This is a genomic window from Porticoccus sp., from assembly GCF_041592135.1.
Lineage (GTDB): Bacteria > Pseudomonadota > Gammaproteobacteria > Pseudomonadales > Porticoccaceae > Porticoccus.
Window position 1 is genome coordinate 23,992 of record NZ_JBFHQR010000008.1, and the last position, 13,167, is coordinate 37,158.

General features: G+C 57.8%; 13 protein-coding genes. 9 read left to right on the forward strand and 4 right to left on the reverse strand.

Features of this window, described 5'->3' with window-relative positions; all coding sequences use genetic code 11:
* Window positions 1-22: 22 nt before the first annotated feature.
* On the reverse strand, window positions 23-1,759 hold the full coding sequence (gene argS / locus ABY948_RS01740; RefSeq protein WP_461480781.1) for an arginine--tRNA ligase: 1,737 nt from the start codon (window positions 1,757-1,759) through the stop codon (window positions 23-25).
* A gap of 167 nt (window positions 1,760-1,926) precedes the next feature.
* Here argS and ABY948_RS01745 point away from each other — a divergent pair, with 167 nt between their 5' ends.
* From ABY948_RS01745 to ABY948_RS01770, 6 genes are all read left to right on the forward strand, one after another.
* Window positions 1,927-2,166 (forward strand): OadG family protein, encoded by a 240-nt coding sequence (locus tag ABY948_RS01745; RefSeq protein WP_461480782.1) that lies wholly within the window; start codon window positions 1,927-1,929, stop codon window positions 2,164-2,166.
* Between the two features lie 50 nt (window positions 2,167-2,216).
* Window positions 2,217-3,986 carry a sodium-extruding oxaloacetate decarboxylase subunit alpha gene (gene oadA, locus ABY948_RS01750; protein WP_461480783.1) on the forward strand — a complete coding sequence of 590 codons (1,770 nt, stop codon included), beginning with the start codon at window positions 2,217-2,219 and terminating at the stop codon, window positions 3,984-3,986.
* Between the two features lie 59 nt (window positions 3,987-4,045).
* Complete coding sequence (locus ABY948_RS01755) at window positions 4,046-5,215, forward strand: sodium ion-translocating decarboxylase subunit beta (protein ID WP_461480784.1); 1,170 nt, start codon at window positions 4,046-4,048, stop codon at window positions 5,213-5,215.
* 19 nt (window positions 5,216-5,234) lie between these two features.
* The gene (locus ABY948_RS01760) at window positions 5,235-5,543 is read left to right on the forward strand and encodes a BolA family protein (protein ID WP_461480785.1); all 309 of its coding nucleotides are present in this window, start codon (window positions 5,235-5,237) and stop codon (window positions 5,541-5,543) included.
* Between the two features lie 92 nt (window positions 5,544-5,635).
* A complete protein-coding gene (locus ABY948_RS01765; protein ID WP_461480786.1) occupies window positions 5,636-6,058 on the forward strand; it encodes a DUF4399 domain-containing protein in 423 nt (140 codons plus the stop codon).
* A 108-nt stretch (window positions 6,059-6,166) separates the two neighbouring features.
* Complete coding sequence (locus tag ABY948_RS01770; protein WP_461480787.1) at window positions 6,167-6,868, forward strand: OmpW/AlkL family protein; 702 nt, start codon at window positions 6,167-6,169, stop codon at window positions 6,866-6,868.
* Between the two features lie 66 nt (window positions 6,869-6,934).
* Here ABY948_RS01770 and fnr read toward each other — a convergent pair whose 3' ends face one another.
* Complete coding sequence (gene fnr, locus ABY948_RS01775) at window positions 6,935-7,648, reverse strand: fumarate/nitrate reduction transcriptional regulator Fnr (protein WP_461480788.1); 714 nt, start codon at window positions 7,646-7,648, stop codon at window positions 6,935-6,937.
* Window positions 7,649-7,743: 95 nt separating this feature from the next.
* Entirely contained in the window at window positions 7,744-8,898 is a 1,155-nt protein-coding gene (locus ABY948_RS01780; RefSeq protein WP_461480789.1) for a hypothetical protein, read from the reverse strand.
* Window positions 8,899-9,048: 150 nt separating this feature from the next.
* On the opposite strand from ABY948_RS01780, the gene ABY948_RS01785 reads away from it, so the two are divergent.
* Complete coding sequence (locus ABY948_RS01785) at window positions 9,049-9,921, forward strand: universal stress protein (RefSeq protein ID WP_461480790.1); 873 nt, start codon at window positions 9,049-9,051, stop codon at window positions 9,919-9,921.
* 15 nt (window positions 9,922-9,936) lie between these two features.
* Here the strand turns inward: ABY948_RS01785 and msrA are convergent, their stop codons facing one another.
* Window positions 9,937-10,533 carry a peptide-methionine (S)-S-oxide reductase MsrA gene (gene msrA / locus ABY948_RS01790; RefSeq protein WP_461480791.1) on the reverse strand — a complete coding sequence of 199 codons (597 nt, stop codon included), beginning with the start codon at window positions 10,531-10,533 and terminating at the stop codon, window positions 9,937-9,939.
* Between the two features lie 170 nt (window positions 10,534-10,703).
* Between msrA and ABY948_RS01795 the strand changes: the two genes are divergently transcribed.
* On the forward strand, window positions 10,704-11,792 hold the full coding sequence (locus tag ABY948_RS01795; RefSeq protein ID WP_461480792.1) for a DUF2817 domain-containing protein: 1,089 nt from the start codon (window positions 10,704-10,706) through the stop codon (window positions 11,790-11,792).
* On the forward strand, window positions 11,789-12,907 hold the full coding sequence (locus tag ABY948_RS01800; RefSeq protein WP_461480793.1) for a peptidase C39 family protein: 1,119 nt from the start codon (window positions 11,789-11,791) through the stop codon (window positions 12,905-12,907). Before ABY948_RS01795 ends, ABY948_RS01800 begins: the two co-directional genes overlap by 4 nt.
* Window positions 12,908-13,167: the final 260 nt, after the last annotated feature.

Below are 13,167 nucleotides of genomic sequence, written 5' to 3' on the forward strand. Positions count from 1 at the left end.
TTTCCCCCCAGCTTGGTCAGGACTACATCTGTTCCATGACCTCAATGCCCAGCAAATCCAGGCCCCTGGCCAGAACTTTGGCGCTCAAACGGGCGAGTCCCAGGCGGCTGATACGGGTTGCCTGGGGCACCTCGTCCTTAAGGATCGGGCAGTGTTCGTAAAAGGCCATAAAATGGCTGGCCAGCTCATACAGGTAGTTGCACAGCACATGGGGGTTGGCTTCCCGTGCCAGCAGGTCCAGCACCTGGCCAAATTGCAGCAATTGCATGGCCAGCGCCTTTTCCTGGGCCGTTTCAATGCGGAGGGTGCCGCTGGGGGCATCGAAGTCGATGCCCGCCCGGCGGAAAATACTGCGGATGCGGGTATAGGCGTACTGCAGGTAGGGCGCGGTATTGCCCTCAAAACTCAGCATCGCCTCCCAGTCGAAGATGTAGTCATTGGTGCGGGTCTTGCTGAGGTCGGCGTATTTCACCGCGCCGATGCCCACCTTCCTGCCGATGGCGGCCACCTCGTCGATATCCAGTTCGGGGTTTTTACCCCGGACCAGTGCGCAGGCCCGTTCCACCCCTTCCTGGAGCAGATCCGTCAGTTTGACGGTGCCGCCGCTGCGGGTTTTGAAGGGTTTGCCGTCCTTGCCCATCATGGTGCCAAAAGGGTGGTGTTCCAGTGACACCGATGCGCTGACAAAGCCCGCCTTCCTGGCCAGGGCGAATACCTGTTTCATGTGCAGCGACTGGCGGGCATCGATGAAGTAGAGGATGCGATCGGCGTTTAACTGATGACTGCGGTAGCGCAGGGCGGCGAGGTCGGTGGTGGCATAGAGATAACCGCCACCAGATTTCTGCACAATCACCGGGCTGGGGTTGCCCTGTTTGTCGGCCAGCTCTTCCAGAAACACCACCTGTGCGCCCTGGTCTTCCACGGCCAGTTGTTGCCGCTGGAGATCTTGGATGACCTTGGCCAGATCGTCGTTGTAGGCGCTTTCCGGCCGGATATCGCCGTGTTTCAGGGTGACGTTGAGGTTCAGGTATACCGCTTCACTGTGGGCCACGGAAATGTCGATAAATTGCTGCCACAGTTTGCGGCAGTGCTCGTCGCCGGACTGCAGTTTCACCACGTACTGGCGGGCTTTATCGGCAAAGGCCGCATCCGCATCAAAATGCTTCTTGGCCTGTTGGTAGAACAGTTCCAGGTCGCCCAGTGCCAGCTCCGGTCGCTCACCTTCACCGAGGTGCTCTTCCAGCTCGGCGATCAGCATGCCGAACTGGGTGCCCCAGTCCCCCATGTGGTTCTGGCGGATGACATCGTGGCCGAGAAATTCCAGGGTGCGCGCTACGGCATCGCCGATGATGGTGCTGCGCAGGTGGCCGACGTGCATTTCCTTGGCCAGGTTGGGTGACGAGTAATCCACCACCACGGTTTGAGAGACGGGAATTTCGGCCCCCAGTTTTTCATCCTCGCACAATGCCTGTAACTGCCGGGCGACAAACTCATTGGCGAGTTGGATGTTGATAAAACCCGGTCCGGCAATCTCAACATGGCTGGCGATGTCCGCCAGATCCAGCTGCTCGATGATGCGCCCGGCCAGCTCTCGGGGATTGGTTTTCAGTTGCTTGGCTGCTGCCATGGCACCGTTGGCCTGAAAGTCGCCGAACTCGGGGCGGGTACTGGAGGTGACATGGGCAGGGCAGTCTTGGGGGGCGCCCGCTGCCGCCATGGCGGCCAGGACCCGTTGTTCAAGCAGGGTTTTGATACTCATAAGCGGATTGGGTGCGATCATTTCAAGAGAAAGCGGGATTGTAGTCTCCCGACTGCAAAAAGCCAGCGTTGTGGGGATATTGATGGATGCCGGTGCGGCCAGTATAGTCAGTTGCTATACCCCCATTGCCGGTTCGCCTGGGGTCGTCGTCAACACAGCGGTGCGTTATGAACAACCCATTACTGCAGCAGGGCCTGGACTTGATGATTTACGGCATGGGTACTGTATTTGTCTTTCTGGTGCTGCTGGTCGCCGTCACCATACTGATGTCGGCATTGATCACGCGCTGCTTTCCGGAGAAGGCAGCGCTGTCGCCTGGCCAGCAGGAAAGCCCGGTCGCTCCGGTGGATGAACACCTGCTGGCCATCTTGCAGCAGGCGATTGATCAGCATCTCAAGCGCCACTGAGGCGGGCTTGCCAGGCGGCGAGTGAACACATAATAAGGACGACGCTATTCATGTCCGAACAAGCAAAACCCTTGGGTATTACAGAAGTTGTTTTACGGGACGCGCATCAGTCGCTGTTTGCCACCCGTTTGCGTCTCGACGATATGCTGCCAATCGCCGCCAAACTCGATCAGGTGGGCTACTGGTCGCTGGAAACCTGGGGCGGCGCGACCTTTGACGCCTGTATCCGCTATCTCGGCGAAGATCCCTGGGAGCGCCTCCGGGAGCTGAAAAAGGCGATGCCGAATACGCCCCAGCAGATGCTGTTGCGCGGCCAGAATCTGCTCGGCTATCGCCACTACGCGGATGATGTGGTGGAGCGATTCGTCGAGCGGGCGGCCGCCAATGGCATCGATGTCTTTCGGGTGTTCGACGCCATGAATGACCTGCGCAATCTCGACACTGCCCTGCAAGCGGTCAAAAAGCAGGGTTGTCACGCCCAGGGGGCTATTGCCTATACGGTCAGCCCGGTGCATACCATCGACCGTTGGGTGGATCTCGGGCGCGCCATTGAAGATATGGGTGCCGATTCCATCTGTATCAAGGACATGGCGGGGCTGCTGAAACCCTATGTGGGGCTGCAACTGGTCACCCGCCTGAAACAGGCCTGCGATATTCCCATTCACCTGCACTGTCACGCCACCACCGGCATGTCCACGGCGACCATCGTCAAATGTGTGGAAGCGGGGGTGGACAATGTCGACACTGCTATCTCATCCATGTCGATGACCTACAGCCATTCGCCCACCGAAGCCATTGTCGAAATCTTCAATGGCACGCGCCGTCAAACCGGGCTGGATATCCACCTGCTGGAAGAGATTGCCGCCTATTTCCGGGAGGTGCGTAAAAAATACGCCGCCTATGAGGGCTCCTTGCGCGGGGTGGACTCGCGCATCCTGGTGGCGCAGGTACCCGGTGGCATGTTGACCAACATGGAGAGCCAGTTGCGCGAACAGGGTGCTGGCGACCGTTTTGACGAGGTGCTGGCAGAAATACCACGGGTGCGCCAGGATCTCGGCTACATTCCTTTGGTGACCCCCACCTCCCAGATTGTCGGCAGCCAGGCGGTCATCAATGTCTTGAGTGGTGAGCGCTACAAAACCATCTCCAGGGAGACCGGTGCGGTGCTGAGGGGCGAGTACGGTGCGACGCCCGCTCCGGTGAATGCGGCGTTGCAACGGCGGGTGCTGGAGGGCGCCGAGCCGATCAGCTGCCGGCCGGCGGATTTATTGGCCCCCGAGCTGGACGCGCTCAGAGAAGAGCTGGTCAGCTTGTCACAGCAACAGGGCTTCAGCCTCGGCGCGGGCGAGGGGCGGGTGGAGGACGTACTGACCTATGCGCTGTTCCCCCAGGCGGGCCTGAAGTTTTTGCACAACCGCGCTGACCCCGGGGCCTTCGAATCGCCACTGTCGGCGCAAGCGGCAGCTGTGCCAACGACACCTGAAGGGGAGGCCGTCTACACGGTGACCGTGGAAGGTAAACGTTACACCGTGATGGTGGCCAGCGGCGGTGATATTAGCGGGATCGTCCCGGTGGGCGCTCGGGCCACCCCTGCTGATGACATCCCTGCGGAATCTGTCAAGGCGCCCTTGGCGGGCACCATTATCCGCCTGTTGGTGAAACCCGGGCAGCAGGTGGCCAGCGGTGAGCCGCTGTTAATTCTCGAGGCCATGAAGATGGAAACGGCGGTCAGCGCGTCCTGTTCGGGGCGCATCGCCGATATCCTGGTCAAGGCGGGCGATGGCGTCGCCGTCGGCGCAACGCTGTTGACCATCCGCTAACAGGTGTCGGCGATGCGGGATGGAATCGACAGGGTGAATGGCGGGCAGGGGTGGCCAGCATGGACAAACTGATGAGCCTGTGGCTCAGCTCCGGTTTAAGCCAGATGACGGCTGGTCAGGCGAGCATGATGGCAATCGGCCTGTTGTTGCTCTACCTGGCCATTCGCCGCGGCTTTGAACCCCTGTTATTGGTGCCCATCGGTTTTGGCACGGTGCTGGTGAATATTCCCGGTGCCGGGTTTGACGCGGCGCCAATCTACGACGCCCTCGGCCATCTCCAGCAACCGGGTGGCCTGCTGTACTACATCTACCAGGTGGGCATTGCCTCGGGAATTTTCCCGCTGCTGGTTTTCATGGGGGTGGGGGCCATGACCGACTTTGGCCCCATGTTGGGCAATCCGAAAACCCTGCTGCTCGGGGCGGCGGCACAATTTGGCATTTTTGCAACGGTGCTGGGCGCCATCGGCCTCAGTCATTTCGGCATTCTCGATTTCAGCATTCGCGACGCCGCCGCCATTGGCATTATTGGTGGCGCCGATGGCCCCACCGCCATCTACGTCACCAGCCTGCTATCGCCGGACCTGCTGGGTGCCATTGCCGTGGCGGCCTATTCCTATATGGCACTGGTGCCCATTATCCAGCCGCCGATCATGAGGTTGCTCACCACGGCGAAGGAGCGCGCCATTCGCATGGAGCAGCTGCGGTCGGTCTCTCGAACGGAAAAGATCATTTTCCCGCTGACCCTGTTGCTGCTGGTGGCGCTGCTGCTCCCCACCGCAGCACCGCTGCTCGGCATGTTCTGTCTGGGCAACCTGATGCGGGAATGCGGCGTCGTCGCCAGGCTCAGTGATACCGCCCAGAATGCCCTGATCAATACAGTGACCATTTTTTTGGGGCTCGGTGTGGGGTCAAAAATGAGCGCGGACAAATTCCTCAACGGCGAAACCCTCGGCATTTTGCTGTTGGGGATTATTGCCTTTGCCATTGGCACTGCCGCCGGTGTGTTGATGGCCAAACTGATGAACCTGTTGAGCCGGCATCCCATCAACCCGTTGATCGGCTCGGCGGGGGTCTCGGCGGTACCCATGGCGGCACGGGTTTCCAACAAGCTGGGGTTGCAGGCAGACCCGCACAATTACCTGTTAATGCATGCCATGGGGCCAAATGTGGCGGGGGTGATCGGCTCTGCGGTGGCCGCAGGTGTTATGATCAGCCTGGTTGGTGGCTAACCCGGAAGTGGAGGTGGATGTGAGCGTACAACAGACCATAGAAAGCAGGTTGCGTGAGGCGCTGTCGCCGTCACACCTTGAAGTGATCAATGAGAGCCATATGCACTCGGTGCCCGCCAATTCCGAAACGCACTTTAAACTGGTGATCGTTTCCGAGGCATTCCGGGGCAAACGACCGGTGCAGCGCCACCAGTTGGTCTACAGTCTTTTGAACCATGAACGGGAGCAGGGCGTTCATGCACTGGCCATGCACACCTACGCCCCAGACGAGTGGGAGACTGTGCAGTCCGCTCCGGCTTCACCCAAGTGTATGGGCGGTGGTAAATAATCCGAAAATGATTTCTCCCCAATGCCGGTGAGAACTCCAGGTGACACGCCGGTATTCCATAACAACCAACAATTGAGATAACGAGGTGAAAGATGAAATTTGCAAAACTGATGATGGCGACAGCCGCACTGGCCTTGACCCCGCTGCTGTGGGCCGGTGAAACGCCGGCTCCCGAAGGTGCCAGGGCCTATATTATTTCCCCGGCGGAGGGCGCCACAGTGACCAGCCCGGTCACCGTACAATTTGGTCTGACTGGTATTGGCGTTGCCCCGGCCGGTACCGAGAAAGAAAAAACCGGTCACCATCACCTGCTGATTGACGTCAAGGAGCTGCCCGATATGAGCAGCCCCATCCCGGCGGATGAACATCACCGCCATTTCGGCGGTGGCCAGACGGAAGTCACTATCGAGTTGGCGCCGGGCCAGCACAGCCTGCAATTGCTGTTGGGCGACCACCAGCATATTCCCCACAACCCGCCGGTACTCTCTGAGCCCGTGACCATTACCGTCAATTGATCTAGCGCAATTGAGCAGTGCTATTTACTTAATCCAGATCAAGTTCGGGTAATACCTAAACTGGTGTACTACTCCCGTGTTTAGGTACTACCCCCGTGGAGAAAGTAAATGAAAAAACAAAAAGCGTTATCACTGGCAATCAATGCAGTTATGGCAGGTGCCCTGTTGGTGGGCGCGTCGGGTGCGATGGCATACCAGGCGGGCGATTTTATTGTTCGTGCCGGTGCGGCCACTGTCGATCCGAACGATGACAGCAACGCGATTAAGCACAGCGGGCTCGGCGCGGTCGCCGGCAGTGAGGCAGAGGTTGATGATGATACCCAACTCGGCCTGACGTTCACCTATATGCTGACCGATCACGTTGCTGTTGGCCTGCTGGCTTCTACCCCCTTTGAACACGACATCAAGGCGGATCTGGGTGGCCTGGGAGCTTATGATGCCGGTTCAACCAAACAGCTGCCGCCGACCCTGACCGTGCAGTATTTCCCGCTGGAGCCGAGCTCCAAATTCCAGCCCTACGCCGGGGTGGGAATTAACTACACCAAATTCTTCGAAGAGGATGTGGATGGTGACCTGGAAACCGCTCTGGGTGAAACCGGCGGCGACCTGAATCTGGATGACTCCCTGGGGCTGGCATTTGAATTGGGTATGGATTACCAGTTGAACGAACACTGGGTGCTGAATGCCTCCGTCTGGTATATCAACATTGATACCAAGGCCAAGATGCGCTTCGATAGTGGCACCCGTGTTGAAACCGATGTGGACATTGACCCCTGGGTCTACATGGTGGGCATTGGCTACAAGTTCTGAGCCATTTCCCCCATAAAAAAGCCGGGGTAATCGCCCGGCTTTTTTATTGAAAAAATTCCAGATAATTCAGTTCGCCAACTGCTTCAACTTGTCGAGATCCAGCACTTCAATCTCTTTTTTATCCACCTGCAGGATATCCTGTTTTTGGAAACGGCCGAAAACACGGCTGACGGTTTCCACGGTCAGGCCCAGATAGTTGCCGATATCGGCCCGGGACATGGGCAGGCGGAAACGGGTAGGAGACAGTTTGCGGCGCAGGTTGCGGTTGGAAATGCTCATCAGCAGGGTGGCGACACGCTCTTCCGCGCTGTTTTTGCTGAGCAGGGTGATCAGGTGCTGGTCGTTGGTGATTTCCAGGCTCATCAATTGGAAAAAGTGCCGTTGCAGGGAGGGAATGGCGATACTGAGTTCCTGCAGGCGGTTGAAAGGGATTTCGCAGACAGCGGCCGTTTCCATGGCCACCGCCGAATTGGTGTAGCGGTTCTGGCCGATGCCGTCCATGCCGAAAATTTCCCCCGGCAGGTGAAAACCGGTCACCTGCTCGACGCCATCGTTACTGACGGTGTAGCTTTTTACCGAGCCGCTGCGCACGGCATAGACGGAGCGGAATTCTTCACCGGCGTGGTAGATGTGGTTTTCGCGCTGCAAGGGCCTGCCGCGCTGGATGATTTCGTCGAGGCGTTCCACCTCCTTGGCTTGCAGTGCCAGGGGCAGACAGAGAGCATTCATGCGGCAGTCGCCGCAGCTTACCTCAGTATTGTGGGGGCACTTGGCATCCATGGAAACAATCTCATCCGCTTAAGGATTGGGATTATATCGGCGTTCTCCGGTGAGGTCATCCTACTTGCCCTAACGGCGGGACAGAAAGGGGGCCGCTAACATTGCTGCAATTGTTGGCACAGGGTATGGATGTGGTCCAGGCCTGTTGCGGTGAGGATCAGGCAACCGTCAGTCCGTGCCAGCCATCCTTTGTCGGCAGCCTCATCCAATACCGCTTGAATAGCCCGGGACAGTTGTAGTCCGGCCGCTGCAGAGGGCAGGGAAACCCGGTGCAGACAGAGTAGTTGCTCAACCAGTTGCCAGGGATGGGGTTTCTGCTGGCGGTCAGGGTAGGCACCGCTGCAACAAACCGGTAACTGGCTTGCGGATACCTGCTGGCGATAGCGATCCAATTGATCCGTATTCTGGTAATAGCCCCTGCCCAGTTTGCCGAGGGCGCCGAGCCCCACCCCCAGCCAGTCATTCAACTGGCGTCGACACAAGCCCCATGGGGTGTACTGGACATTATCCTGCTCCCGCAGCGCCATCAACGGGTGATCCGGGGGAACAAAAAAACGATCGCCCAGCAAGTGATACTGGTTTTCCATCATTTGCCTGGCAACAGTGCCCAGCGGCACCGCTCCATCCATCTCGTTCAGCCCCTGTATTTCGAGCATATCCGGTTTGTGGTGCAGCAGTGCCGTCAGCCAGCAGCGCAGTGTGTCGGGATCGGCGTCGGACACCGAGAGGCGATAGCGAACCTCCTGAAAACGGTACTCATCGATCAGATCCAGCTGTTGCGAAATAGGTTGTTTTCCCGGTGGCATGGCGGCGTCGATACACAACAGGATACGGTTGAAGCGCAGCCCCTTCATCAAGGCCAGATTGTCTGAATTGATATCCCCGGTTTTACACTCAAAGCCATATTCTCCTGAACCGCCGAGTTCGGAGGAAAACAGCAGGTTGGTGTGGAAGGCGAGTTCGGTCAGTTCGCCGGCCTTCATCCCGGCCAACGGTGCGCCCCTGAACCAGATTTTGGTCACCCTGCGATGGTGGAAGCGCTCTGCGTACAGGCTGATCTCCCGGTTGATCAGGTCGGCGTAGTCCGGGTCAGGTACGGCGGGGAAAAACAGGTTGAGCGCCATGGGAGCCACCACCGCTTCCCTGGTAAACAGGGCGTCTTGTCGGCAGTTCACCAAAGGCTTCAGGAACTCGGCCTCGACGGGCGAGCGAACATGAAACATCGCGCTGGATAGGGGATTATCGTACATAGTCCAATGTTGACCACAATATCGATTAAGCTGAATTAACACTAACCTGCGGGGCAGGTTGGCCAAATGACATGGGTCAAATTAGCGCGTTGTTTAAGCGGTCTATACTGACCACAGTGGTTTGTCCGTACAGGGCGCAGAGGAGACGCAATGAAAAACCTGTTGTTGGTAATCGATCAAATCCCGGCAAGTCATTACCTGGTGGCCCGTGCCCGGGCAATGGCCGATGCCCAGGGTGGGCATTTGTATCTCTACCATGCGGTCTATGATCCCATTGAAGAAATCAACAAATACGTCGGCCTGGATAATTTTTCAGCTATCCGTGATGAGCTGGTCAGGGAGCGCCAGCGGCAGTTGGAGCAGTTGGTGTACGATCTGGCGGACGATCTGTCCTGTCGGGTGGAGTGGAATAAACGCTCCTCTGAAGGGGTCGTGACCTGGGCGGAGCATATCAGCGCCGACTGCATTGTCGTGGCAGCGGGGGCTCATCACCTGATGGAAGGGTTGGCCTATACCCCGGACGACTGGAATCTGTTGCGCCGGGCTCCCTGTCCGGTGATGGTGCTGTCACCGGTTGAACACCCAATTCACAGCGTTGTCGCGGCCGTTGACTGCCTGGATGCCAATGAATTACAGCGCCAGTTAACGGCTCGGATTCTCGACCATGCCCAGGCTATGGCCAAGCTGTTTCGTGTGCCGCTAAACGTGGTGTCGGTGTTGCCCGCATCGAGTATGAAGATGGCCCTGGAGGCCAGGGTGCCGGATTCAATGAATTGGCTTGCGCAGCTTGAGCAGGGCGGTATCGATCAGCTACAGCAGACGTTGGATATGCTGGGTATTGAGGCGCAGGAATTGCAGGTGTTGGAAGGCAATCCGGAGAGAGTGATTGCCGACGAAGCCGATCAGGCTGGCCTGCTGGTGATTGGCAGCATGGCGCGCAAGGGAATCTCCGGGCATCTGCTGGGCAATACCGCAGAGCGCGTTCTGCACCGGTTGCAGCGGGATGTGCTGGTGGTTAACTAAACTGGCGCTCAGTAGCTAAAAAGGCAGTTCCACCTTTCGCCACAATTGCTTGAGTCGGATATCGCGCCCACAGCCATTGCGGTAGTAGTGGTATTTAAGGGGATTCTTGGTGTAGTAGTCCTGGTGATATTCTTCTGCCGGGTAAAAGGTGCTGGCCGGGCGTATCCGGGTGACAATGGTCTTGTCAAACAGCTGGCTTTCCAGCAGCGCCTGCTTCGACGCTTGGGCAGCGTCCTTTTGCGCTTCATCGAGATAAAAAATGGCCGTTAAATACTGACTGCCCCGGTCGCAAAATTGTCCCTTGGCATTCAGGGGGTCGATATTGGTCCAGAATGTTCTCAGCAGGGTTTCGTAACTGACCTTGTCCGGGTCATAGGTCACTTCGATGGCCTCCAGGTGTCCGGTTCCCCCTGCAGAAACCTCGCGGTAACCGGGGTTTTCCTTTTGCCCCCCGGTGTACCCGGAGACAGTGGTGATGACGCCTTCGAGCTTGTCAAAAGGGGGCTCCATACACCAAAAGCACCCGCCGGCAAAAATGGCTTTTTCAGTAGTGGCCAGAGCATTCATGGCGCCTGCCAGCAGCAGGATTGATATTAGGGCGCGTCCGAACATGGCTTTCTATCCACCGCAAAAGTCTGACACTTGGGAGGTTTTTGACAGAAGAGCCCGGCCAGGGTTCAACGGTTGGTTTCGTTTTTGTCATCGCCAAAATTATCCCCGGTGCACCACTTACCCGGTGAGCTGAATCGGGCTATGATCAGGGAATATTCTAGGAACCCGGTATGCCCGTCGCGTCCGTTTTTCAGCAATTCTCTCCCCAGGTATTCGCCGACAGTTACCAGCAGGGTTGCCTGCGTTGGTCAAATGCCCTGGCCCGTCTTGCCATCCCCGTTGTAAGGCGTGATTTCAGCCTGGATTCCGCTGCCGATCTGGTGTGCCAGACCGCCTGGCTTGGCCCTGCAGATGCGCGCAAAGTACTGGTGCTGATCAGTGGAACCCACGGGATTGAGGGCTTTGCCGGTACTGCGGTACAGCTGGACTGGTTTAACCTGCTGGCCGGCGGCCAGGCTGCCTTGCCTGATGACACCGCCATGCTTTGTATCAACGGCCTCAATCCCTGGGGTTACGCCAATGGTCGGCGCTGCGATGATCAGGGTATTGATGTCAATCGCAACTTCATCGATTTCGACCAGCCGCTGCCCAGCAACTCCGGGTATGAGCAATTGCGGCCGCTGTTGGCGATGACGGACAAGGTGGCGCGAGACAAGGCGTTGGCCGAGTGCGCCGCAAACCTGGGGCAGCGGGATTTTGAGATGGCTTTTAGCGGGGGGCAGTACAGCGATCCCCGCGGGCCTTTTTACGGGGGCCGGGGCCCCGGTTTCAGCCGTCGGGTGATCGAAACGCTGATCAGTGATTTCGAGCTGCCGGAACGGCAACTGGCGGTGGTGGATGTACACACCGGGCTCGGCCCCTACGGCTACGGTGAGGTGATCTGTGACCACCCCCGGGGCAGCCCCTCGGTGGCTACGGCCTTTAACTGGTACGGGCCCGGTTGTGGACTGCCCGCTGAGGGTACCTCCAGCTCCGTGCCGAAATTCGGCCTGCTGGATTACGCCTGGCATCGCATCATGGATGGGCAAAGCTGTTTTGTGACCCTGGAATTCGGCACCCTGGGACTGGCTTCACTGTTTGGGGTGCTGCAGGAGGAGGCTGCTGTATGGACGCAGTTGAACGCTCCCATCGCTTCCCGAACCCTGGTGGCCGCTGCCATGCGCAGGCATTTCTATCCAGCGAATGCGGGCTGGCGGGAAGCGGTGATTTTTCGTGCCCGCCAGGTGTTGCAGCAGGCACTGCGGGGGCTATCCGAATGATCAGCCGGGTGAATATTCGCGACGTGTTACCCTCGGACCTCACCTCGCTGCTGCGCCTGGAAAAAAAATGCTTTGCCACCGACCGCCTCAGTCGACGCAGTTTTCGCCACTGGATTCAGGCCGATAACTGTGCGTTTATCGTCGCCGAGCTTGAGGAGCAGGTCGTCGGCTACAGCCTGATTATTTTCTTTCGCGGCACGACCCTGGCGCGCCTCTATTCCATCGCCATCGACCCGGACTTGCGCGGTCTTGGCCTGGCCAGAAAATTGATGCTGGAAGGGGAGAAGATCAGCAAACAGGCGGGCAGGGTGTTCCTGCGCCTGGAGGTAAGCGTGGACAATCCCGCCGCTATCGGCCTCTACGAATCCATGGGGTACCAGCCGTTTGGTATCTATCGCAACTACTATGAGGACAATAACGACGCCCTGCGCATGCAGAAGTGCGTTCGCACGGTGCCACCGGTGGCGGAAAATCGCGCCATACCCTGGATTCAGCAAACCACCACGTTCACCTGTGGCCCGGCAGCCCTGATGATGGCGATGCGCGCACTGTCGAAAAACTACCAACCCTCCCAACATGAGGAGCTGCAGATCTGGCGGGAAGCGACCACCATTTTCATGACTTCGGGACATGGGGGCTGTCACCCCATCGGGCTGGCCCTCGCCGCCAGCCAGCGCGGTTACGAGGTTGAAGTCTGGTTAAACCGGGACACCACCCTGTTTGTGGACGGTGTGCGTGACGAGAACAAGAAACGGGTTATTGAGTTGGTGCATCAGGATTTTGTCGCCCAGGCGAAGAAGGAACACATCAAAATCCGTTATCGTGATTTTCATCACAGTCACCTGATCAGTGAATTCAAAAAAGGCAACCTGCCCATTATCCTGATCAGTACCTACCGGATGGACGGTCGCAAGGCACCCCACTGGGTTACCATGAGTGGTTATGACGAGGATTGCCTCTATGTGCACGATTCCGATCCGGATCCGGAAGAACAGAGCGCCAGCGGTCTCGACAGTCAGCACCTGCCCATTGCCCACAAGGATTTTCTGAAGATGTCCCGCTTTGGCAGAAATCCTATTCGTACAGCCGTGATCTTGAAAAAGGGCACTGCCTAGGCGTGGAGAAGAGGGGTTGGTAATCCAGTAAAAAGTTGCACATCTCAATAGGAATGCCGAATGAAAAAAAGGGGGGGAGCTTCCTGCTCCCCCCTTTTTTCATGCACGCCCTATTTGATTAGGGCCTGTTCACACTAATTTGGTTGCCTCTGTTGTGACTAAAAAAGCGCCAATCTAGGCGCGAGAAATGAATTTAGTGGTTCTAACTGAGTGACGAGCAACGACGAGTGGCGCTTTTTTAGCCGCAACCCGAAGGGCAG

Bases quoted from the DNA above. Each gene is read 5' to 3' on its own strand.
- argS (WP_461480781.1), bottom strand. From the start codon at position 1,759: ATGAGTATCAAAACCCTGCTTGAACAACGGGTCCTGGCCGCCATGGCG.
- ABY948_RS01745 (WP_461480782.1), top strand. From the start codon at position 1,927: ATGAACAACCCATTACTGCAGCAGGGCCTGGACTTGATGATTTACGGC.
- oadA (WP_461480783.1), top strand. From the start codon at position 2,217: ATGTCCGAACAAGCAAAACCCTTGGGTATTACAGAAGTTGTTTTACGG.
- ABY948_RS01755 (WP_461480784.1), top strand. From the start codon at position 4,046: ATGGACAAACTGATGAGCCTGTGGCTCAGCTCCGGTTTAAGCCAGATG.
- ABY948_RS01765 (WP_461480786.1), top strand. From the start codon at position 5,636: ATGAAATTTGCAAAACTGATGATGGCGACAGCCGCACTGGCCTTGACC.
- ABY948_RS01770 (WP_461480787.1), top strand. From the start codon at position 6,167: ATGAAAAAACAAAAAGCGTTATCACTGGCAATCAATGCAGTTATGGCA.
- fnr (WP_461480788.1), bottom strand. From the start codon at position 7,648: ATGGATGCCAAGTGCCCCCACAATACTGAGGTAAGCTGCGGCGACTGC.
- ABY948_RS01780 (WP_461480789.1), bottom strand. From the start codon at position 8,898: ATGTACGATAATCCCCTATCCAGCGCGATGTTTCATGTTCGCTCGCCC.
- ABY948_RS01785 (WP_461480790.1), top strand. From the start codon at position 9,049: ATGAAAAACCTGTTGTTGGTAATCGATCAAATCCCGGCAAGTCATTAC.
- msrA (WP_461480791.1), bottom strand. From the start codon at position 10,533: ATGTTCGGACGCGCCCTAATATCAATCCTGCTGCTGGCAGGCGCCATG.
- ABY948_RS01795 (WP_461480792.1), top strand. From the start codon at position 10,704: ATGCCCGTCGCGTCCGTTTTTCAGCAATTCTCTCCCCAGGTATTCGCC.
- ABY948_RS01800 (WP_461480793.1), top strand. From the start codon at position 11,789: ATGATCAGCCGGGTGAATATTCGCGACGTGTTACCCTCGGACCTCACC.